This is a genomic window from Paenarthrobacter sp. R1 (genome assembly GCF_030264015.1).
GTDB classification, from domain to species: domain Bacteria; phylum Actinomycetota; class Actinomycetes; order Actinomycetales; family Micrococcaceae; genus Arthrobacter; species Arthrobacter ureafaciens.
The window spans coordinates 261,784-282,084 of the sequence record NZ_CP127115.1; the positions used below are offsets into that span (position 1 = coordinate 261,784).

At 64.6% G+C, this 20,301-nt stretch carries 21 protein-coding genes, 2 pseudogenes and 4 riboswitches; of the genes and pseudogenes, 3 read left to right on the forward strand and 20 right to left on the reverse strand.

The annotated features are described in order from the left end of the window. Positions 1 to 52: 52 nt before the first annotated feature. Both QN084_RS01290 and QN084_RS01295 read right to left on the reverse strand, forming a co-directional pair. Positions 53 to 1,654: a MutS-related protein gene (locus tag QN084_RS01290; protein ID WP_069694951.1), complete on the reverse strand. Its 1,602-nt coding sequence runs from the start codon at positions 1,652 to 1,654 to the stop codon at positions 53 to 55. Beyond that, the gene (locus QN084_RS01295; RefSeq protein ID WP_206599675.1) at positions 1,651 to 3,147 is read right to left on the reverse strand and encodes a MutS-related protein; all 1,497 of its coding nucleotides are present in this window, start codon (positions 3,145 to 3,147) and stop codon (positions 1,651 to 1,653) included. The genes QN084_RS01290 and QN084_RS01295 overlap by 4 nt, the downstream gene beginning before the upstream one ends. A 381-nt stretch (positions 3,148 to 3,528) precedes the next feature. Beyond that, positions 3,529 to 3,602, forward strand: a riboswitch (Fluoride riboswitch). A gap of 244 nt (positions 3,603 to 3,846) precedes the next feature. Between QN084_RS01295 and QN084_RS01300 the strand changes: the two genes are divergently transcribed. Beyond that, positions 3,847 to 4,515, forward strand: a complete 669-nt coding sequence (locus tag QN084_RS01300; RefSeq protein ID WP_069694953.1) for a phosphatase PAP2 family protein — start codon at positions 3,847 to 3,849, stop codon at positions 4,513 to 4,515. Positions 4,516 to 4,758: 243 nt separating this feature from the next. Here QN084_RS01300 and QN084_RS01305 read toward each other — a convergent pair whose 3' ends face one another. Both QN084_RS01305 and QN084_RS01310 read right to left on the reverse strand, forming a co-directional pair. Next, positions 4,759 to 5,475 (reverse strand): sulfite exporter TauE/SafE family protein, encoded by a 717-nt coding sequence (locus QN084_RS01305; protein WP_206599676.1) that lies wholly within the window; start codon positions 5,473 to 5,475, stop codon positions 4,759 to 4,761. A gap of 36 nt (positions 5,476 to 5,511) precedes the next feature. Then, a complete protein-coding gene (locus QN084_RS01310; RefSeq protein ID WP_069694954.1) occupies positions 5,512 to 5,886 on the reverse strand; it encodes a helix-turn-helix domain-containing protein in 375 nt (124 codons plus the stop codon). Between the two features lie 178 nt (positions 5,887 to 6,064). On the opposite strand from QN084_RS01310, the gene QN084_RS01315 reads away from it, so the two are divergent. Further along, a complete protein-coding gene (locus QN084_RS01315) occupies positions 6,065 to 7,588 on the forward strand; it encodes a SulP family inorganic anion transporter (protein ID WP_069694955.1) in 1,524 nt (507 codons plus the stop codon). Between the two features lie 170 nt (positions 7,589 to 7,758). On the opposite strand, the pseudogene QN084_RS01320 reads toward QN084_RS01315, so the two are convergent. The 4 genes and pseudogenes from QN084_RS01320 to QN084_RS01335 form a co-directional block, all read right to left on the reverse strand. Then, positions 7,759 to 8,070, reverse strand: a pseudogene (locus tag QN084_RS01320) (Na+/H+ antiporter NhaA); the annotation flags it as partial. A gap of 49 nt (positions 8,071 to 8,119) precedes the next feature. Continuing rightward, positions 8,120 to 8,875, reverse strand: a complete 756-nt coding sequence (locus QN084_RS01325) for a cysteine--tRNA ligase (protein ID WP_139126752.1) — start codon at positions 8,873 to 8,875, stop codon at positions 8,120 to 8,122. Positions 8,876 to 8,949: 74 nt separating this feature from the next. Beyond that, positions 8,950 to 9,273: a hypothetical protein gene (locus QN084_RS01330; RefSeq protein ID WP_139126753.1), complete on the reverse strand. Its 324-nt coding sequence runs from the start codon at positions 9,271 to 9,273 to the stop codon at positions 8,950 to 8,952. A gap of 21 nt (positions 9,274 to 9,294) precedes the next feature. Beyond that, positions 9,295 to 9,777, reverse strand: a complete 483-nt coding sequence (locus QN084_RS01335) for an inorganic diphosphatase (protein ID WP_139126754.1) — start codon at positions 9,775 to 9,777, stop codon at positions 9,295 to 9,297. Between the two features lie 30 nt (positions 9,778 to 9,807). Further along, positions 9,808 to 9,873, reverse strand: a riboswitch (Fluoride riboswitch). Between the two features lie 170 nt (positions 9,874 to 10,043). Between QN084_RS01335 and QN084_RS01340 the strand changes: the two genes are divergently transcribed. Then, positions 10,044 to 11,240: a cation:proton antiporter gene (locus QN084_RS01340; RefSeq protein WP_083261875.1), complete on the forward strand. Its 1,197-nt coding sequence runs from the start codon at positions 10,044 to 10,046 to the stop codon at positions 11,238 to 11,240. A 165-nt stretch (positions 11,241 to 11,405) separates the two neighbouring features. Here QN084_RS01340 and QN084_RS01345 read toward each other — a convergent pair whose 3' ends face one another. From QN084_RS01345 to lepB (QN084_RS01400), 12 genes and pseudogenes are all read right to left on the reverse strand, one after another. Beyond that, a complete protein-coding gene (locus QN084_RS01345) occupies positions 11,406 to 11,774 on the reverse strand; it encodes a fluoride efflux transporter FluC (RefSeq protein ID WP_069695219.1) in 369 nt (122 codons plus the stop codon). A 5-nt stretch (positions 11,775 to 11,779) separates the two neighbouring features. Next, positions 11,780 to 12,379 carry a fluoride efflux transporter FluC gene (locus QN084_RS01350; RefSeq protein WP_139126755.1) on the reverse strand — a complete coding sequence of 200 codons (600 nt, stop codon included), beginning with the start codon at positions 12,377 to 12,379 and terminating at the stop codon, positions 11,780 to 11,782. Next, on the reverse strand, positions 12,379 to 12,924 hold the full coding sequence (locus QN084_RS01355; RefSeq protein ID WP_069694959.1) for a universal stress protein: 546 nt from the start codon (positions 12,922 to 12,924) through the stop codon (positions 12,379 to 12,381). Before QN084_RS01355 ends, QN084_RS01350 begins: the two co-directional genes overlap by 1 nt. 20 nt (positions 12,925 to 12,944) lie before the next feature. Continuing rightward, positions 12,945 to 14,231, reverse strand: coding sequence for a phosphopyruvate hydratase (gene eno, locus QN084_RS01360; RefSeq protein ID WP_069694960.1), 1,287 nt, complete (start codon positions 14,229 to 14,231; stop codon positions 12,945 to 12,947). 31 nt (positions 14,232 to 14,262) lie between these two features. Continuing rightward, entirely contained in the window at positions 14,263 to 15,018 is a 756-nt protein-coding gene (locus tag QN084_RS01365) for a 2,3-bisphosphoglycerate-dependent phosphoglycerate mutase (RefSeq protein WP_069694961.1), read from the reverse strand. 20 nt (positions 15,019 to 15,038) lie between these two features. Next, a riboswitch (Fluoride riboswitch) is annotated at positions 15,039 to 15,129 on the reverse strand. A 42-nt stretch (positions 15,130 to 15,171) separates the two neighbouring features. Next, on the reverse strand, positions 15,172 to 16,032 hold the full coding sequence (locus QN084_RS01370; protein WP_139126756.1) for a hypothetical protein: 861 nt from the start codon (positions 16,030 to 16,032) through the stop codon (positions 15,172 to 15,174). Between the two features lie 19 nt (positions 16,033 to 16,051). Continuing rightward, a riboswitch (Fluoride riboswitch) is annotated at positions 16,052 to 16,132 on the reverse strand. A 223-nt stretch (positions 16,133 to 16,355) separates the two neighbouring features. Beyond that, positions 16,356 to 17,039, reverse strand: a pseudogene (locus QN084_RS01375) (magnesium chelatase domain-containing protein); the annotation flags it as partial. Further along, the gene (locus tag QN084_RS01380) at positions 17,039 to 17,404 is read right to left on the reverse strand and encodes a YraN family protein (protein ID WP_170828544.1); all 366 of its coding nucleotides are present in this window, start codon (positions 17,402 to 17,404) and stop codon (positions 17,039 to 17,041) included. The pseudogene QN084_RS01375 and the gene QN084_RS01380, both read right to left, overlap by 1 nt. A gap of 108 nt (positions 17,405 to 17,512) precedes the next feature. Beyond that, positions 17,513 to 17,848, reverse strand: coding sequence for a DUF2469 domain-containing protein (locus tag QN084_RS01385; RefSeq protein ID WP_021470793.1), 336 nt, complete (start codon positions 17,846 to 17,848; stop codon positions 17,513 to 17,515). A gap of 67 nt (positions 17,849 to 17,915) precedes the next feature. Beyond that, positions 17,916 to 18,686 carry a ribonuclease HII gene (rnhB, locus tag QN084_RS01390; RefSeq protein WP_021470794.1) on the reverse strand — a complete coding sequence of 257 codons (771 nt, stop codon included), beginning with the start codon at positions 18,684 to 18,686 and terminating at the stop codon, positions 17,916 to 17,918. Continuing rightward, positions 18,687 to 19,553 carry a signal peptidase I gene (lepB, locus tag QN084_RS01395; protein WP_062097035.1) on the reverse strand — a complete coding sequence of 289 codons (867 nt, stop codon included), beginning with the start codon at positions 19,551 to 19,553 and terminating at the stop codon, positions 18,687 to 18,689. It lies immediately after the preceding gene. Then, positions 19,554 to 20,228, reverse strand: a complete 675-nt coding sequence (lepB, locus tag QN084_RS01400; protein ID WP_069694963.1) for a signal peptidase I — start codon at positions 20,226 to 20,228, stop codon at positions 19,554 to 19,556. Positions 20,229 to 20,301 lie beyond the last annotated feature (73 nt).

The following is a 20,301-nucleotide window of genomic DNA, read 5'->3' on the forward strand; positions in this document are numbered from 1 at the left end:
GGCCGGCCCGGGTCTCCTCCCGTGATGTTCAGCAGGGACGGCGGGGCGGTTTCTAGAGGGTCCGTTGGGTGCCTGTCGTGATTGGCGGCGGATCGGCAGCCCGTCGTTCCTCGGCCGTGCCGGGGGCTGCGGGTCCGTGCTGATTGGCGAAGATGCGCAGGTACAGGTCCTTGCCGTAACTGGTCGCTGTTGGTTCGCCCTGCTGCAATTTGTAGGTGCGTTGGCCGTCTTCACGCCGTTCGGCCTGCAGGAACAGGGCATCGGGCAGGCCCTGGGTGAATAGCGAGTGGGCGAGGTCGAACAGGTGGGTGACAAAGAAGACCCGGACTCCGCGCTCGGTCAGGGCAAGGATCACGTCCCGGGCGATGTCGGAGCCTTCACGTTCGTTGGTGGCCGCGAACGATTCGTTGAACAGGACGATGGAGGAGCTGGTGAGCCTGTCGGTGATGGTGTTCATGCGGGCCAGCTCCTCCTCGAGCTTTCCGCTGGTGAGGCTGGCGTCCTCTTCCCGTTTGAAGTGTGTGTGCAGGCCGTCGCAGGGGGTGGAGCTGAAGTAGTCGGCACAAACGAACATCCCGGCCTGCATCATCAGCTGCGCCAGCCCGACCGCGCGCAGGAAGGTCGATTTTCCGCCCTGGTTCGCGCCGGTGATGATCACCATCGTTTTCCCGTCGGCGGGGAGGTCGTTGCCGGTGACGGTGGTCCCGGCCAGGGCCAGGGAGGGGTCCCCGAGCTCACGGGCCGAACACACGGGCCCCGTCCCGGCCTCGTACGCTTCTGGTTTGGGCAGGCACAGAGGCGCCCCGGCTGCTTCGAGCCGTTCGCGCAGATTCAGGCAGGCGACATAGAAGCCCAGTTCGTTCCGCAGTGCTTTGAAGAAATCCACGATGTGGTCATCGGCCTGGGCCAGGGCGTTCGCGGCAAGGTTTAGGCCGCGGTCCCGCAGCGTTGACAGGGCGCGGTAACCGCCCTCGTCGCGGTCGGGGATCTGGAAGGACAGGGCTGACCGGTCCGGGACGAACCACTGGCGCAGGAGCCGTTCGAGCCGGCCGCCTGGAATCGCCGCGGATCTGCGCAGCCTGTACCCGGCGCCCTCATTGGCCGTTCCGAGACCTGCACTGATCTCCACGCCCCCGCGGAATTTCAGGCGCCTGAGGTGGATGTCGACGGCGTCGAAATACTCGTCGCTGAGTTCATCGGTGATCATGGTGAAGAAACGACGCATGCCGGGAGACGTGAAGTCCTGGAGGGCGTCGGCGGCCAGCCGGCGCAGGTGACGCAAAACGGCCATCAGGGCGTTCAGTGATTCGATGGACCGGCCCAGCACGGCCTCGGGGTAGTTGTTGAAAATGCTGCGGTAAATCTTCTTTTCGGCCTCGACCGCTTCCACGGCCAGCCCGTAGAGTTTCCGGACCGTGCCGGGGTGTTCAAGGCAGTCCACGAGGATTTGCTGACGGTAGATAATGTCATCGGGCGCGCTCATGCTTGCCATAACCGTCCGCAGGGCAACGTCGCGGAGGAATTCATCGCCGTCGGCCATGGCCTCGATAACCGGGTTAAGGGCCAGATCGTTGATGAGCTCGGGGGCGTTCGGTGGCAGTGGCAGGTCGGCTTGTGCGGGGTCGCTGTCGCGGTAGAGCAGGAATGCCTTCATGAGTGGATCCGTTCCTTGAGCGCGTCATAGTTCAGGCCGTATTTGCGGGCCAGGACCTTGGCGTAGGCGCGGCCGTCGGCCCGGCGCCGGACAATTTTTAACGTCCGGACCGAGGGATCCTCGGGCATGACGGTGCTGACCATGCTCACCGTGGTGGTGCTGACCGAGGCCAGCTCCTCGACGAACGTCACACATACGCAGATCAGGCCCAAAGCAACGACACGTTCCAACACTTCCCGGCCCAGGTAGATGGCGTCGTTCAAGGTCGTGGAGGTGAAAATTTCGTTGAGAACGATGACGCTGCGCGGTGTCGCCTGGGCGAGGATCCGCTGGACCCTGACCAGGTCATCTTCGAGTTTGCCCCGCAGGTCCATCCGGTTTTCTTCACGCTCGAAATGCGTGTAAATCCCGTCCGGAAGGAACAGCCTGGCCCGGGTGCCCGGAACGGGCAGGCCGAGGGCGGCGAGGTAATGCAGCTGGCCGACGGTCCGGGCGAAGGTGGTCTTCCCGCCCTGGTTCGGGCCGGAGACAATGAGGATCCGTTCAGCCCCTGTCAGCTCAAGATCATTGGTGACCACCGGCGCCTTGTCGCGGACGAGTTTCACGGCCAGTGCCAGGTCGAACGTGTCCGCGGCGCTGGTCTGCTTGGAGGTGGCGGAGACCTGCGGGTAGCAAAAGCGCAGGCCTGCTTCTTTCAGGGGGCGGATGTGCCGCAGGTAGGAGGTGTAGAACTGGATTTCCCGGTCGAACCGGGCAATGACAGGGTTCTGGAACGATGCGTGCCGGGCACAAAAGTCCTTGAGCCGGGTGAAGGTGTCGGCGAAAAGGACCGCCACACGGTCAAGCACCTGCGCTTCGACATGGTCGATCTCGACCGAGGTCGGGAGCTTGCTGCTGTAGTCCTTCACTGCCCCTTGCCGGAACCTGGCGAACGTTGCCTCCACTTCGGCGGTGTAGTCCACCTCCCCCCGGTAGGGGCTGACGCTGACATGTCCTCCATCGATACGAATTTTGTAGGAGACCGCGTCAAGATCAGCCCGTATTCCGTCCGCGTCCGTTCGGAGCCCGGAAAAGAAACCGGACGAAACGTAGGTGTCCAGGAACGCCGTGAACGCCCTCAGCCCGGACGAGCGCACACCTGCGGCGGTCAGCTCCTCACACAGCGCAACAACGGCAGAGCAATACGTTTGTGCTGCAGCGAGGATCAGGGCCTGTTTTTGCAGCTTGTAATGGAGCTTCCCCGCCTGGCCCAGCTGCTCGCGGACCACTTGCATCCTGCGGCTGAAATCTTCGATCGATGCCAGGCAGGACGGGTTTTCCAGATCAGCGAACACCTCGTGCCGGAACCTTACCGTGTCCGGGTCCTGGCATGGGGCATGGAAGAAGGGGACGAGGTCATACCCGGCGCGGCCGGAGGTCACCGTCCCGATGATGGCATCGAGCTGCAGATCCTTCAGGGTCTCCCGGAACAGAGGACCTTCTGTGGCTGGCACCGCCCCAAGAACACTCACTGCCATGGCGCACCACCGGTCCTGGCGGTTGCCGCAAGGCAGCCCGGCGCCAATGCGGCACCATGATGGATTCCGGGTGTGGGAAATGCCTGGTTAAAGACTGGCATGTCAGGGCTCCGTCCGCCGTCAGTTTCGGACAGGAACCATAGGCCGTGAGGCTGTTTGGACCGGTAACCTTTCCGGTCCTGGCGGGATCCACCGCCTGAACACTATTTTACCTGTCCCGGGAACGATACGGTAGCACCGGGGGCAGGACCGAACACAGACAGGGGGGCAGCCGACAGCCCCTGGCCCCGCCTCCAGGGTTCACAAGCACTGACCGCGGCCCCGGCAGGGAAACCGAAGACCAGCCAGGCAAGGTAAAGTTGCCACGGCGATGGATCCCGCCTGAGCTGGACAGCTCGAACCGCCGCATGGCTGATGGTTCCTGCCTTTGAGACCGAAGGTAGGTGACCTATGCCCGGCGCCCGGGACCGCCCGCGCGAAGGCCCCGTCCTGTCCCAGGATTTCCCTTGGCCCGCCCTTGTACGCCCGGCCCCCACACGTACCCCGGGGTGGAGTCCATTACCAGCAACGCCTGGTCAAGCAACGCCGCCGGGCGCCACGGGCCACTTCCAAACAGGCCGATTGTAGACATCACACAACTCATGGGGCCGTGCCGCGGCCCGGGAGGAGAACTTAATGGATCGTGACTGGTACCTGGCCCTAAACTTGCTGGCCCGGCAGACGCCGTGGCTCCATGGCTTTATGGCCTCCTATGCCCTGTGGGGCGGCCTGGTGCTGCTGTCGGTGCTGCTCGTCATCGGCTGGCTGAGGGGGCGGCTGCAGCCAGATGCTCCTGCACGCTCAGCCTCGGCTCTGCTGACCGGGGTGGCCGTAGTGGCCGCAGTGGTCCTGAACCAGCAGCTGCTTTCCCCGGTGGTCGGTCGTGTCCGGCCGTGCCATGCCGTTGCCGGGGCCCTGGCGTTGCTGCCATGTGGCCAGGACTTCTCGATGCCCAGTGACCACTGCATCATGGCCGGAGCATTCATGGCAGGACTGTTCTTTGTCAGCAGGAGACTGGGGATCGTGGCGGTAATTGCGGCCGCGGCCCTGGCTTTCGGCCGCGTGTATACGGGCATGCACTACCCGACGGACACCATGGCAGGTCTTGCCGCAGGAGCGCTCATCGCCCTCGTCCTCCAGTGGATACTTCACCGGCCGGTGTCGCGGCTGCTGCTGCGCCTGACCCGAACCCCGCTGGCCGTGCTCGTGCAGGCACCCAGGGCCGCCACGGACGCCGCATGTTCCCGGCAGCCCGGGAAGATGACCGAGTCCACGATGGCCCGCGGTACCAGGCGTGAGCCATAAACCAAAGGGCAGCAACCCGGCGCGTCCAACCCCGGCCTGTGCCGGGCAATAACCGGGTCGCTATGTCAACCTTTGTTGGCCCCGGCAGGACGGTTATTTTTGGCCCCAGCCGGCACGTTCTTTAGGGTCTTTGAAACGGTTGCTAGCTGTGGTTCCAGACTTTGATCGAAGACAGCAGCAGCAGCAGGACGAGCAGGGGAATGAGGACCAGGCTGGGAACAACGCCCAGCAGGAGCCCGCCGATCACGGTTCCCGTGATGGAGCCAGCGTCATGGCGACCAGGAACGGCTTGTTTTGTCCGAGAACGGCGAAGCTTTTGTCTCTGCTGAAGCGGGCGAACGCCACGGGCATGGTGGGAAGCGACACCGCCAAGGATAGGCTCCCTGCGATCTTGATGTCGGTGCCGTAGAGCAGGACGATCGTGGGGATAAGCAGCTCCCCGCCGGCGATACCCATCACGGCAGCCACGACACCGATGACGATGCCGGCGACGACTCCAAGCACCGTCCGTGGACCGGCGGGAATGTTGAGCGGGTCCACAGCGAAGAAATGGGTGACAAACAGCAGCACGGCGATCAGGACGAGCAGGACCGCGATGACCCGGTAGAGCGTTTTGGACTTGAGCCGTGTCGCCCAGTGGGCTCCAATCCAGGCGCCGATAAGGCTGCCCGCCAAAAGGTTCACGACGATGAACCAGTAGGGCGATAACTCTGCAAGGGGGACGCCGAAGAGGCGGGCAGGCGGGGCTGTGATGACGACGACCAGGCTCATGGCCTTGTTCATGATGATGGCCTGTAACGCGGCGAAGCCGAAGACCCCGATGAGCAGAGGCAGACGGAACTCGGCACCGCCCAGACCGATCATGCCGCCCAGGACACCGATGATGGGGCCGGCAAGGAAGACCAGAGTCAGGGATTCTCGCCGAGTTCGGGCCTTCCCTCCACCGCTCCGCCGCTCCATGCCGGGGTGAGATCAGCTGTCAGCGCTTGGCCGACGCTACCCGCCGAGCCTCTGGATGAACTCATCGGCCTGGGCCAGGTTCCGGGCCATTTTGGCCCGCTGGTGGACAGCTCTTTCCAGGAAGTCCGCGAGCTTCTTGGATCCATCAGGTGCGGTGTCGTCCGGGGCGGCGAGGAGGCCAAGAATTTCGGCCATTTCCTCCAGCGAGAACCCCAGGGGCTTCATCTGCTTGATGACCATGAGGCGTTCGAAGTCATCCTCGGAGAACACCCTGAAGCCGCCCTCGGTCCGCGCCGTTGCAGGGAGAAGCCCCACGTCGTCGTAGTGGCGGATTGTCCTCAGGGACAGGCCTGTCCGTTCTGCCAGTTCACCGATGTGCATGGTGTTGGTGCTGCTGGCCTTAGCCGTCATCAGCGCCTCCGTCCTGTTCGGATTTAAACTCTACCATCACGTTAGGGTAGTGTTTGGGTAGTGGGGTGAGACCTTCAAGCCTAATTCCCCCTCTTCCCGGCGCGGCGCTGCGCCCCCTCATTCATTAGCAAAACGAAGCCGCAGACGCGCGTCTTCTTGACCATGAACGGAGCCAGAAATGGCCGTCACCAAAGCCGAACACCCCCCGGCGTTCACACCTGAACAGCTGCAATCCGTGCGGGGAACCCTGATGTCACCGCGCCGGCTCAAGACCGAGGTCCTCGCCGGACTCGTCGTCGCACTGGCCCTGATCCCGGAAGCCATCGCGTTCTCGATCATCGCCGGCGTCGACCCGCGGATCGGGCTCTTCGCCTCCTTCACCATGGCCGTCACCATCGCCTTCGTGGGCGGACGTCCGGCCATGATCTCCGCGGCCACCGGTGCGATCGCCCTCGTGATCGCGCCGCTGGTGAAGTCCCACGGCGTGGACTACTTCGTCGCCGCCGTCATCCTCGCCGGCATCTTCCAGGTCATCCTGGGCCTTTCCGGCGTCGCGAAGCTCATGCGCTTCATACCCCGCTCGGTCATGGTGGGCTTCGTCAACGCCCTGGCCATCCTGATCTTCATGTCCCAGGTCCCCGAACTCCTCGGCGTTCCCTGGCTGGTCTACCCCCTCGTGGCTCTGGGCCTGGTCATTGTCTTCGGCCTGCCCAAGCTCACCAAGGCCGTCCCGGCCCCGCTGGTAGCCATCGTGGTCCTGACCCTGATCACCGTTCTTGCGGCCGTCGCAGTTCCGACCGTGGGTGACAAGGGCGACCTGCCCGATTCCCTGCCGACGCTGTTCATCCCGAACGTGCCCTTCAGCCTGGAGACGCTGCAGATCATCTTCCCGTTCGCCCTCGCCATGGCCTTCGTCGGCCTGCTCGAGTCCCTCATGACGGCCAAGCTCGTCGACGACGTCACCGACACCCGCTCCCATAAGACCCGCGAGGCCTGGGGCCAGGGCGTGGCGAACATCGTCACCGGATTCACCGGCGGCATGGGTGGCTGCGCAATGATCGGCCAGACCATGATCAACGTCAAAGCCTCCGGCGCCCGCACCAGGATCTCCACCTTCCTCGCCGGCGTCTTCCTGCTCATCCTCGTCGTAGCCCTGGGCGGCATCGTCTCCGTCATCCCCATGGCCGCTCTCGTGGCCGTGATGATCTTCGTTTCCGTAGCCACCTTCGACTGGCACAGCATCCACCCCCGAACCCTGAAGATGATGCCCAAGAGCGAAACCATCGTCATGCTCGCCACCGTCATCGTCACCGTCGCCACCCACAACCTGGCCATCGGCGTCGGCGTCGGCGTGCTCGTGGCCATGGTCATGTTCGCGCGCCGCGTCGCGCACTTCGTCACCGTCGAACGCACCGTCAAAACCATCGGCGGCCACGAAACCGCCACCTACGTCGTGGACGGCGAACTGTTCTTCGCCTCTTCCAACGACCTCTACACCCAGTTCGAATACGCCCGGGATCCCGAGCACGTGGTCATCGATATGCACGCCTCCCACCTCTGGGACGCCTCTACCATCGCCGCGCTGGACGCGATCACCGAGAAGTACCACCACCACGGCAAAGACGTGAAGATCGTCGGGCTCAACGACGCCAGCGTCCTGATGCGCGAACGCCTCGGAGGCAAACTCGGCGCAGGCCACTGACAGGTTCGCTCAGGAACCCACGACCAAGGCACCTTCCGGGAAACCGGGAGGTGCTTTGTCGTCAGGGTCGTGGCAACGGCGGAGTGGCTGCCGGGCCGGTCCGTCCCGGCTGTCACATTCCTTGCAGCTTCGCTGAACGATCGTCCGCGGGATGGCACTCATGGAAATGGTCAGGAGGAATTCCGGGGTTCGTAGGCGTCGGGGATGCCGTCGTGGTCTGAATCGATCATCTCCGCTTCGTGGGCCTGCCGGCACTGCCGGTTTCTGGTCCGCAACACGGCAACGGCCAGCAGAGCGGCCAGCACGGACGCTGCGAGGATACCCACCTTCGCGTGGTCATCGTGCAGGCTTCCGTGGCCGAAACTCAGTTCGGCCACGAGCAGCGAGACGGTGAATCCGACGCCGGCCAGCAGCGATACCCCGAACACGTCGATCCATTTGAAGGTGCTGTCCAGCCGGGCTCTGGTGAACTTGGTGAGGAGCGGGAAACACACGTTGCGGTCCTATCAGCAGAGTCGGAACGGGTTTGGTTTACCAGCGGATCTTGCCGACCATCCGGAGCAGGTCCAGCCCGAGCACACGGTCCAATCGTGTAAAGGTTGCGAACTTACTGCCCGAGGCCTGGCTTTGGTCCGTTTCGAGCCGGTGAAGCAGCGTCAGCACCGAGGCCGTGTCCAGGGCGGTGGTGAGAGCACCGTCGGCTGCGGCGAGAACGTCGGGGACGGCATGAGCGACCGGCATGTCCTTCCAGTTGGCGACCTTGAACCGCCACCGTTGCAGGGTTTCCTCCGCGCGGTGCAGCCTGGCCCGTGACAGGACGGCCGGGCCGGCGTAGGGGAACCGGAGAAGGCAGAGGCGCAGCGCGAGCGGGTCATGGTTGCCGAGCAGGCCTGATGTCAGAGGTGGGACATCGGCGGGAACAGGAGCCTGCACCGGCCCGATCTCCAGAACCTTCCCTGCTCCCGGAACAGCGCTGATCGCACCTGCCGGGGTTGCAGTCTTGAAAGCGGCAGCAGCCGGGCCGCCGAAAAACGCCAGCACCTCTGACTCGGAGCGGCCGCGCAGGGAAGGCTCCTGGATGCGGAATGTCTTGGTCCAGGAAGCTTGGCTCGTTGGCGTTCCCTTCCCGTCGTCCAGGACGGCCAGCACGACGGGCACACCGTGCAGCTCCTCGGCCAGGCGTCGAAGCACATCGGCGACCAGCAGCACCCTCAGGGCCTGCATCGGGCTCTGCCCCAAACCGCGCACGTCGACGTTGACGTGCAACGGAACCTCCACGGTTTCCAAGCAAGGCAGTGCTTGGCTTGAGAGCTGGGCTCCTTCCCTCATCGAAGCGGCAGTTTCCGGAGAGGGCATGGTAATCAGCGCTCTTCATTCAGGACGCGGATGAGGACATCTTCGGCGCCGTTGTATCGCACGGTCGCGACCCACAGCTGATACGGCTCATCGCCGTCCTTGACCCGTGGGAGAACCTTTGGTTTTTTCAAGGGCGCCGCCCAGCCGGGGATGTCCTCGTCGCGGAGGGCCTCCAAGGCGCGGCGGACCGTCCGGCGCGGGAGTTCTGCCAGGCAGGCCCAAAAGAGGGCGTCCAGGCCATTGCCTTCCCCGAACGGGGGAAGCCAGAACGCGCGGCCGAACCGAGTCAGGTCCACCGCGGAGACCGGGGATTCAAACGACGAAGTCATCTCAGCGCCTGCCCTGGCCACTCACTCCGGGCAACCGGTCGAGCGCAGGTAAGCCCGGTATACCTCATCGACGAGGTGGTCCGCCTCGACCGCGGAGCTGCAGCCCACCACCTGATGGGCATGACCGGGCAGCATCCGGTCCAGCACCGATGCCCAGGCATCCGGATCCGCGTGCCAGTGCGGCAGATCCTTCCTGTCGGTCAGGGCGGAAAAGCACTGTTCTTCAGCCACGCACAGAATCTCGTCCCCGGGCTCATCGCCTCCCAGATGCAGTACCGCGACAGGCCGGGCCGTGACGTCGACCCCGGGAAGGGCCGGCTCGCGCATCAGGACCAGCGCCTCTGCTTCCCGGCCGTCGGGAGTCAGTGTCTTCTCTACCCGACCCCACCCCACAGGCCACCCGGTGCGCAGATCGGTCCGTCCGCCGTTGACCCCGGCGGGGCCGGTGTCCTCATGCATGGTTGAGCCGACCGTTGATGACACATGGACCACAAGCTTGGACAATGCCTCCACCTCCCGCAATCATCGAGCATTGATCACGTAGAGGCCATCAGCATCACCTTGATGCAGTTCGCGGCGAGCCCCATCACCACCTCAATTCTCGCTCAACACGCCCAGATGCGACAGGTCTTTTGTCCTACCCAATACAGTGCTCCGCGTCAGTGGATGCCTTCCTGAGTAAGACACCCTGGCCTGGATTTGTCTTATCGTCGCGGCCTCCATCGACAGCACTGTGCGAGGGTTGATGAAACCGACAATAGGAGGGATCCGTGGCCACTGCGTTGCTGTTGTCCTTCGCGGTCCTGTTGCTCATCGGGGTGCTGATCTCCGAACGGGCCCACAGGACCGTGCTGTCCACCGCCGTGCTCTTCCTCGTCGGCGGGTTCCTCCTGGGGCCCGGAGCCTTCGGATTCATTACGGTCACGTCCGGTGATCCGATCGTGAGCGGACTCGCCGAGTTGGCGCTGTTCTCGGTCCTCTTCACCGACGGGATGCGCGTCGGGTTCCGGGACCTGCGAACTGCGTGGCGGCTCCCCGGCCGGGCCTTGCTGCTCGGCCTGCCACTGACCCTGGCCCTGACCGCGGTGTTCGCCCACTACCTCGTCGGGCTGCCCTGGCTGGAGTCCTTCCTCCTCGGCGCCATCCTCGCCCCCACGGACCCGGTTTTCGCCGCCGCCATCGTGGGCAGGGAAGAAGTCCCCGCCCGGCTCAGGCACCTGCTGAACGTCGAATCCGGCGTCAACGACGGGCTGGCGCTGCCCATCGTGCTGATCCTGCTCGCCGCCGCCGGTGGCAGCAACGCACACGGAGAGGAACTCCTGCTCGAGATCGTCCTCGGCATCGCCGTCGGCGTCATCGTCCCGGTCATCGTGCTCGGACTCGAACGGCTGCCCTTCCTCCAGGCCATCCGGTCAATGCAGCCCCTCCTGGCAGTCTCCATCGGACTCCTCGTCCTGGCGATCTGCCAGGCAACCCACGCCAACCTTTTCCTGGGCGCCTTCGCCGCGGGCATCACCGTCGCCACGCTCGGCAAGGGACTGAGACACGACTTCGAACAGTTCGGCGAACTCGTCACCGAGCTGCTCAAACTGGCCGCCATTATGGTCTTCGGCGCCCTCATCACCCCGGCCTTCCTGTTCGGCGACATACCCTTCGCCGGGTGGATCTTCGCCCTGCTCGCCCTCCTCATCGCCAGGCCCCTTGCACTGCTGGTGTCCTTCATCGGCGCCAAACTCAGTCTCGGCGAACAAGTCACCGCGATGTGGTTCGGGCCGAAGGGCTTCGCCTCGGTCGTCTACGGCCTGATCATCCTCGAATCAGGCATCGCACTGGCTGACCAGATCTACCACCTCGTCGCCCTCGTCATCGTCCTGTCCATCCTCTCCCACTCCTCCACTGACGTGGTCATCGCCCGCAGGTTTGCACGCAGCCAGGAGGGCACGGCCGCAGGCACGAAAAACCCGTAGTCGAGCGGCAGGAGTTTCTTGCTCCCCATCTGGCGCCTGGTCTCCATCGCGATCACAGCACCGGCCAGAACTTTTACCTGCCGGGCGATGAGATCAAACCCCACCTTGCCCTCCCACGATTTCCGGTTAAAGAAGTCCGGCCGCATACCCCTCCGGCGTTCAGGTTCACAGCAGGCCGGCCATGGCGAAGCCTGCAGCTGCTGCGCCGACCGCCGCGACAGCGGTACCGATGCTGTTGGCCAGGGCCAGGCCGGTGCGGCCGGACTGGATGAGCCGGACGGTTTCGAAACTGGCGGTGCTGAACGTGGTGTAGCCGCCCAGGAACCCGGTCCCGGCAATGGCCTGCAGCTCCACGGGTGCGGCATGGAAGATAACCGCCCCCGCGACCAGGCCCAGGAGGAAGGACCCGGTGATGTTGATGGCGATGGTCCCGACCGGCAGGGCGCTGCGGAGTTTGGAACGGACCAGCCCGTCCACGACGAAGCGGGTCCCGGCACCGAGCCCGCCGGCCAGACCAAGCAGGATGATGGTCAGTGGATTCACCGGCCGCCCTCCTGCCGGGTGGTTGCCCGGGTGTGGTGGCCTGCGGCCAACCAGATTCCTGCCACTGTCGCCGCGGCTCCGACGATCAGGGTCGTGGCGAGGTAGAGCAGGCCGTCGGTGATCCTGCCGGCGTCCAGGAGGGTGTTCGTTTCCAGGGCCAGGGTGCTGTAGGTGGTGAACGCGCCCATGAACCCGGTCCCGGCGAGCAGGCGGATGATCCTGCGCCTGCCGGCGTCCGGGCCCCGCCGGACCAGAGCTTCGAGCAGGCCACCGAGCAGGAGGGCCCCGGCCAGGTTGGTCACCAGGGTGGGCAGCGGCCACCCGCCCGGTGCTGGCAGGACGGTACTGAGCCCGTACCGGGCCAGGGCGCCGAACACGCCGCCGGCGATCACGACCAGGACAAATCCCGGGTGCAGGTGGATCGGGCGGTGAGCACGGACCTCCCCGAGGGTCCCCGCATCAAGATCAATGTCCCCCGCGGTTACCTCGGGGGCGTCACTGTCGATAGGAAGCAAATCTTCGTCCGTCCCGGACGTCGTTTCGGCTGCCCCGGAGGTGCGGGACGGTGCTCCCGACCCGGGAATGGGCGGTTCCATCAGCGGCCGTCCTTCGGATGGTGCTTGGTATGTGGGGCGAGGGGGACGACAAGGACGGGCCGGTGTTGGCGGTGCGTGAGATGGACCGCGACGGAGCCGACGAGGATTTCCTCGAAGCGGGCGCCGAACCCCCGTTCCCGGGTCCCGACGACGATGACAGACGCGTCCGTGGATTCAGCGAGGCGTCCCAGTGCCCTGGCCGGGTCCCCGGCCAGGGTCACGAAGGACCAGTCAATGCCTGCATCCTGGAGGGCGTCGGCGAGGTGTTCGGAGATCCCTGCGCTGATGCCTTCGATGTCGTCATCGATGCCGTCAGGGTCTATCGGCAGCGCCTCGGCCCGGCCGTCGGGTTCCTCGGCGAGGTAGGAGGTGATGTCTACGTAGGCGCAGATCAGTTTCACCCCCAGGCTGTAGGCAAGTTCCGCGGCACGGTGTGCCACAGCCAGCGGCTGGCCGGGGACCACTCCCATCAGTACCGGTCCGCTGATTTTCCTGGGCACGTAGGCGGGCCCGGCGGGGTGGGTGTCCTTCGCAGGCTCGTTCATAAGGTCTCCTGTCGCGGGGGCTATTGGTCGTTCAGGTGGGTTCCGGTGGGTCCGTAGGGCAGGTCCGGGTTTTCGTCCTGGATCTCCAGGAGGCGGTTGTATTTTGCGACGCGTTCCCCGCGGGCCGGTGCCCCGGATTTCAGCTGCCCACACCCTGCTCCGACGACAAGGTCAGCCACAAAGGTATCGTCGGTTTCCCCGGACCGGTGCGAGACCATGGCACCGAAGCCGCCCTCGGCCGCGGCGGTGAGGGTGTCGAAGGTTTCGCTCACGGTGCCGGCCTGATTGGGTTTGATCAGCACCGCGGTCGCGGAAGCGGTATTGATTCCGTCCCGGACACGGTCCGCTGAGGTGACGAACAGGTCATCACCAACCACCTGCACCCGATTCCCAAGGGCTGCGGTGAGCGCGGGCCACCCGTCGGTGTCTTCTTCAGCCAGAGGGTCCTCCAGGCTCCAGATCGGGTAATCAGCGATGAGTTTCTCGTAGTAGTGGATCATCTGGTCAGTGCTGTGGGCGCGGCCTGCGACGGTATAGGTTCCCTCGGTGTAGAAGGAGTTCGCGGCCGGGTCCAGGGCGATCGCGATGCCGTGCCGGCCCGGGGTGTATCCGGCGTCCTCGATCGCGGCCACGATCAGATCCAGCGCTTCCTCGGGCCGGGCAATGGCCGGGGCATAGCCGCCTTCGTCACCCAGACCGGTCGCCAGTCCCTGCTGCTTCAGCCGCTTCGCGAGGGCGTGGTAGACATCCGAACCCCAGCGCAGGCCGTCGGCGAAGGACGGCGCCCCGGCGGGTGCGATCATGAATTCCTGGAACTCCAGCGGGTTCGCCGCGTGCTGGCCGCCGTTGAGGACATTGAAGTGCGGCACCGGCAACCGGCCACCCCGCCCGAGCCGCTGCCCAATCCAGACATGCAAAGGGGCGCCAGCGGCCGCGGCGAAGGCCCGGGCTGCAGCCATCGACACGGCAACGATCGCGTTGGCCCCCAGCCTGGACCGGCCGGGGGTGCCGTCCAGGGAGACGAGGGCCTGGTCCAGATCCGCCAGGGTGCCCCAGGAACGGGAGGTCAAAAGGTCGGCTATTTCACCCCGAATATTATCCACAGCTTTTTCCACGCCCCGGCCCGAATACTCCGCTCCGCCGTCGCGCAGCTCCACCGCCTCGTGCGCACCCGTGGAGGCCCCGGACGGGGCGGATGCAACCGAAATGGTCCCGTCATTCGCGGTGAGCCAGACCTTAACGGTCGGGTAACCGCGGGAATCCAGGATCTGCAGGGCGCGTACCCCGGTGATCTGAAGGTCATTCATAATGCTGTGCTCCATTTCCTCGTCCTCGGTGTCAGGTCCCGCCGGCGGCGTCGACCAGGGCGGCGGCGGTCCGCGCCGCCAGCGGATCCAGATACTCGCCGCCCCGCACCACGGGCACCATTCCAGGGGTGAACCGGTACAGCAGCGGGTGCCCGGTGGGGATATTCAGCGCCTCGACCTCGCCCTCGGTGAGCCGGTCCACCACGCAGCACAAGGCCCGCAGGGAGTTCCCGTGACCGACGACCAGCACATCCGCCCCGGCCTCCAGACGGGGACGAAGTCGCCGATACCAAAAGGCCCTGACCCGTTTGACCACTCCGCACAGGGATTCAGTGGCCTGCAACGCCTCCGGAGGCAGGCCCTCAAAAGCGCTGCTGCGGCGGATCCGGTTCAGCTGGGTCCCGGACATGGGCGGCGGCGCCCCGTAGTAGGAGCGCCGCCAAAAGTGGAAAACTTCCGGCCCGAGTTCACACAACAACTCGCTCCTCGCCCGGCCGGTCAGCGCCCCATAGCTGCGCTCGTTCAACTCCCACACCGGAACCACCGGCACGGCAGGGTTCTCCAGCGCGGTCAGGACAAGGCGGGCCGTATCCACGGTGCGCCTAAGCGTGGAGGTATAGATGACGGCCGGACTGAAAGGCGCAGACGCCAGCGACGTTCCTGCGCGGGCTGCTTCGGCTTTGCCGGCGGCGCTCAGGGGCGTGTCAAGCAACCCGGTGAACCGGTCCTGTGCGTTCAGGACGCTCTGGCCGTGGCGGAGCAGGACCAGGTTGCCGGCTGCGGGCATGGGTCACCTACCTTCGTATAGCAAAGGCAGGAACCATCAGCCATGCGGCGGTTCGAACACCCGCACCCTTAGGTGCAACGTATTCCGGCGGGATCCATCACCGTGAACAGAGACTACCGGCACATTGGCTACGCGCGCCAGAATGTGACGCGGTCATCCGCCCTGTTCAGTGCCTTGGCTGCCCGGCGCGGGCCACGCCTCCCGCGGGTCGGTCGCCAGATACAAGGGCAGACCCCAGCCGGCGAAGAAGCCAAGAGCCTCGATCCATGACGTGTTTTCCACCGCACCCGCCGGGCTCCCGTAATCCGTCATGGATTCGGTCAGGTGCCGCATCCGACCCCGGATTTCCCGCAGCCGGCCCGCTACCGCGTGCCTCAATTGCTCCGGCAACGGGCCTCTCCCAGCCAGGTGGAAGCGGCACAACAACACCGGATCCCCTGCCCCTTCCGGTGCGCCGGGATCACAATCCGGGCAGACCCTGTCCCGCCAGAGACCCACAGTCTCAAGACACCACGTGGTGGTGTGGACCAGGGCGTTCGCCTCAACGGTCAGGGCTTCGGTGTTCGAATTTGCATAGCCCATGCGCAGCCCCGGAAGATCCGGGGACGCCAGATCCTGGCAGATCCGACAGGGTCCGACCGGCACAAGCACCTCCTCCGGATGCCGGTGCAACAGCCCGCTCTTCCGGTCCAACCCATCCGCGACATGTTCCAGCAGATCCTCATAAAGGATCGTGACATCAAAAGGCTGGTGCCCTCCCCGCGCACCGGCACCTGCCTGCCACAACTCCACTTCCACCACCGCGTAGGCCCACGCATGACGCGGGCACAAGCCCAACGAGGCGCGCAGCAACCGGCGCAAACTCCCGTCCATGATGTCCCCATGAACGAAAGACCACAGCTGGCGCACTTCCTCAACCGAGAGTTCCAACGGACCCGGGGGCACCAACACCCCGGTGAGCCTGTCACGCTGCGGCGTTTCGAAGAAGCCGAGCCGACCTTGATTTCCTGTCATAACAGCCTCCTGCCCTTGCAGCCGGACAGGAACCATCAGCCAATCGGCGGTCCGGACAGGCATTCAACCCGCCAGGGTGGGATCCATCACCTGTATCAAGGCTAGCTCTGTCAGGCCCGAGGTGGGGACGATTCCCCAAGTTTGTCGGGGCTTCAGATTGCTGCGCGCTGCATGGCAGGCGGTCCCAAGACAACTAATGAGCACCCAGACTCCGAGGGGGACGGCCGCTGATCACTCGGTTTCCGGACGTCTCCGGCGGCAGTGCCGGCGCCAGGAATGCCTCGTATACGAGCGAATTATCATATCTATGGTTAAGTGCATGGACCCGGAGGTCCGGTCAGCAGCATGTGGTGACCACCGGCCGCTGCGACCTCCAATGCCTGCCGCGCTTCGGATTGGCCGGATACGTCGCTCAGGTCGGGCGGCAGGGCTTCCGTGCAGCCGTCTCCCTCAGGCGCGTCCTCCGCTGGTGGGTCAAAGTCCAAAGCCAGCTCTTTGGGATCTGCGCCAAAATCGTAGGCCAGCCGCGCGAGCGTGGTGTACCCGCGGACGTGCGCGCCCGGCACCAACCTGGCCTCTGCTGCGTTTGCTTCGGCCACCACAATGTCCGGGTAGCCCGCATTCACCGCAGCCATGACGGCGGGCAGGATACCCCTCACGGGCCTCAGCCTGCCGTCCAGGCCCAGTTCGGCGATGAACACCGTGCCGCTGGTTGACCTGACGTCCTCGGCAGCCTGGAATGCCGCCATGGCAATAGCAAGGTCAAACCCCGAACCCCGTTTCGGCAGCGATGCGGGGATCAGGTTGGCGGTGATCTTCCGCCTGCTCAAGGGAATCCCGGAGTTCCTGGCAGCAGACCGGATCCGTTCCTTGGCCTCATTCAACGCAGCGTCCGGAAGACCCAGGATCACAAAGGCGGGGAGCGTTTGGCCGATATCGGCCTCGACTTCCACGATGTAGCCGTTCAGCCCCACGAGGGCTACTCCGTAGCTGCGCCCGACGGCCATCAGCACACATCCCGGAGGTGTTCGACGTGCGGTGACCCCACGCCGTCGTGGATAACGCCCACGACGTCCACGCGGCGGCGCGACGGGTTCACCCCGCGTTCCCTGCACCATGAGGATGTCAGCCGATGAAGCCGGGCCAGCTTCTCCGGTCCCACTGCTTCAAAGGGATGGCCGAAGGCCACGTTTCGCCTGGTCTTCACCTCGGCGATGACCAGGGTGTCGCCGTCAAGGGCGACGATGTCTATTTCGCCTTCCCCGCACCGCCAATTGCGATCGACAACCTGCATTCCCTGGCCTTCAAGAAATGCAGCGGCCACGCTTTCGCCTTCGCGGCCAAGAACGTCCTTTGCTCGCATGAGCACCACCTCCGCCACCAAGCCTTCCGGCTGGCGACCTTTGAGGGCAGCTCATGATGCGTCTATGTGGACAATCCATCCACACGGGACGAATGTGGAGGAAAAGTGGAGCGGGAGCTAGTTGCCGAGATCCCCCAGGTCGCCATCCTTGGGCAGCGCCAGGTCCTCGTTGCGGGGAAGTTCCTCCACATTCACGTCCTTGAACGTGATCACGCGGACGTTCTTGACGAAGCGCGCAGAACGGTAGACGTCCCAAACCCAGGCATCCTGGAGGGTCAGGTCGAAGTAGACTTCACCATCGGCGCTCCGGGCCTGCAGGTCCACGTGATTGGCCAGATAGAAACGCCGTTCCGTTTCAACCACGTAGCTGAACAGCCCGACCACATCCCGGTACTCGCGGTAGAGCTGCAGCTCCATGTCGGTTTCGTAGTTCTCAAGGTCTTCGGCGCTCATAGTTCCATCTTGCACCATTGGCCGGATCCACAAAGCCAGGAGCGTCGGGCCGGCACTCCGCGGCTCGTCAAGAGACCTCCGGGCCCGTCAGATGCCAGCTTGTCCGGTGGTACGCGCTTGGGCCCCGGGTCCGGATAACCTCACGGTGCGCGGGAGTGGCGTAGCCCTTGTTTTCATTCCATCCGTACGCCGGAACCTCGGCGTGCAAATCAACCATGATGCGGTCCCTGGCGACTTTGGCCAAGACACTGGCTGCGGCCACGCTCAAGCAGCTCATGTCCGCCTTGATACGGGTGTGGACCGGAGCCTCACAGCCGGGCCCCTCCGGCGCCGCGTCGAACAGCGAAACCTGGACTTCAGGAGAAAGCCAATTGTGGCTGCCATCCAACAACACCACATCCGGCGTGATGCCTCCGGAGAGGATCTCGCACCATGCCCGGGTGCCGGCAAGGCGAAGGGCGGCGATGATCCCGATCGAGTCGATTTCCTGCGACGAGGCATGCCCCACCGCGCTGGCAACAGCCCACTCCCTGACCAAGGGCTCCAACCTGTCCCTGTCCTCGGGCTTGAGGAGCTTGCTGTCCCGGACGTCGGCCAGCAGCGGATGATCCTCAAGGTTCACCACGGCAATTCCAACACTTACCGGACCTGCCAGCGCACCCCGGCCCACCTCGTCAACGCCGGCGAGGAGCCGGGCACCGGAGGCCAGGAAGGTGCGTTCGACGTCCAGAGTGGGAAATTCCACAACCTGCTTCGCCCTGGCCTTCAGGCCGCCTTTGAGTTTCGCCTTTGCCTTGGCCGGGGCCGTGCCTTTGGTTCGGTTTGCTGCCGTTGCCATCTACTTACCTGTTGTGCCGGCGGGTACATTCTTGAAAACGTCGGAGTGGCTGTCCAGGACGCTCCACCTGCTGATGGGCCACGCGATGACTTCCGCTTTGCCCTCCACATCCTCAATATTGATGAAGCCACCGTTGGCCTCCTGATGCAAGCGTGAGTCCGCCGAGTGGTTCCTGTTATCCCCCATCACCCAGACCTTGCCCTCGGGAACAACCACATCGAAGGTGTCCGGGGTGGGCACCTCTGCGGGATTGATGTAGGTCTCGTCCAAGGGAACGCCGTTGATGCTCACCCGTCCCCCGGCGTCGCAGCACGTCACATGGTCTCCGGGCAGTCCAATAACACGCTTGACCAGGTGCTGTTCGCTGTCATCGGCCATGAGGCCAACGAACTCAAGGGTGTCACCGACCCAGTCCATGGGGCCCGCCGGCTTCTTCTCGATCGGCGTCAACCACCCCTGGGAGTCCTTGAAGACCACCACGTCCCCGCGGGCCACGTCGAAGGGCCCCGGTACCAGCAGGTTGATGAAGATCCGGTCGTTGACGTCCAAGGTAGCTTCCATCGACTCGGACGGAATCCAGAACGCACGGAACAGGAATGTCTTCAGGAGGAAAGACAGCACCAACGCGATGGCCACCACCGTGACGATTTCCTTGAGCCACACAATCGCCACGTTCTGCGTGCGTTTGCCTCCCCGTGCGTTACGCGAAGCCCGGGTGTCGTCGGCACCTTCGGTACCCGTTTCCCGTTCAGTGGCACCTTCGGTACCCGTTTCCCGTTCAGTGGCACCTTCGGTGCCGGGGGTTCCATCCAAGAGCCGCGCGTCGTCGTCGTGCCGCTCGGGATTTTCTGGAACTCTGTCCGGCATTTAGTGTCCGTTCTTTGTCGGGGTGGCCTGCGGGTAGCGAGGCATCTCTGCAAATCTATCAAGTGGCCAGATAATCCGGACCGGCTTACCGATAACCCGGTCGATCGGAACCATACCGCCACCTGGCGCCCCCAGCAGCGCCCTGGAATCGGCGGAACGGGAACGGTGGTCGCCCATCAGCCACAAGCGCCCCTCGGGCACAACGACGTCGAACTTTTGCTTACTCGGCTCGTCGCCCGGAAAGAGGTAGGGCTCCTCAACGGCCTGGCCGTTGACCGTCACGCGTCCGGCGTCATCGCAGCACTGCACGTGGTCACCGGGAATACCCAGGACCCGCTTCACATAGGTGGTATCGCTGCCTATCAGGCCGAACCACTGCCCGGCGGCGTTGACGGCGTCCACCAAGGGACCCTTTCCACTGCTGAGCGGGGCAAAGGAACCGCGGCCGTCGAAAACCATGACGTCGCCCCGGGCAATGGGTTCATCGCTGAAGGCCGTCCTGGATACAAGGATCCTGTCGCCTGTTTCCAGGAGCGGTTCCATGGATTCGGACGGGATGTAATAGACGTCGATCCACAGCGACCGGACCAGGCCGCTGATGGCCACCGCGAGCACCAGCGCCAGCAACGCAAAACGCCAGCCCTGTTTCCGGGGCTGGCGTTCTGCTGTGTCCATGACTCGTATCCTGTGTTGCGTTGCGGATTGCTCCGGAACCCTCCGGGCACGAATCCTGGACCCGTTGCGTAAG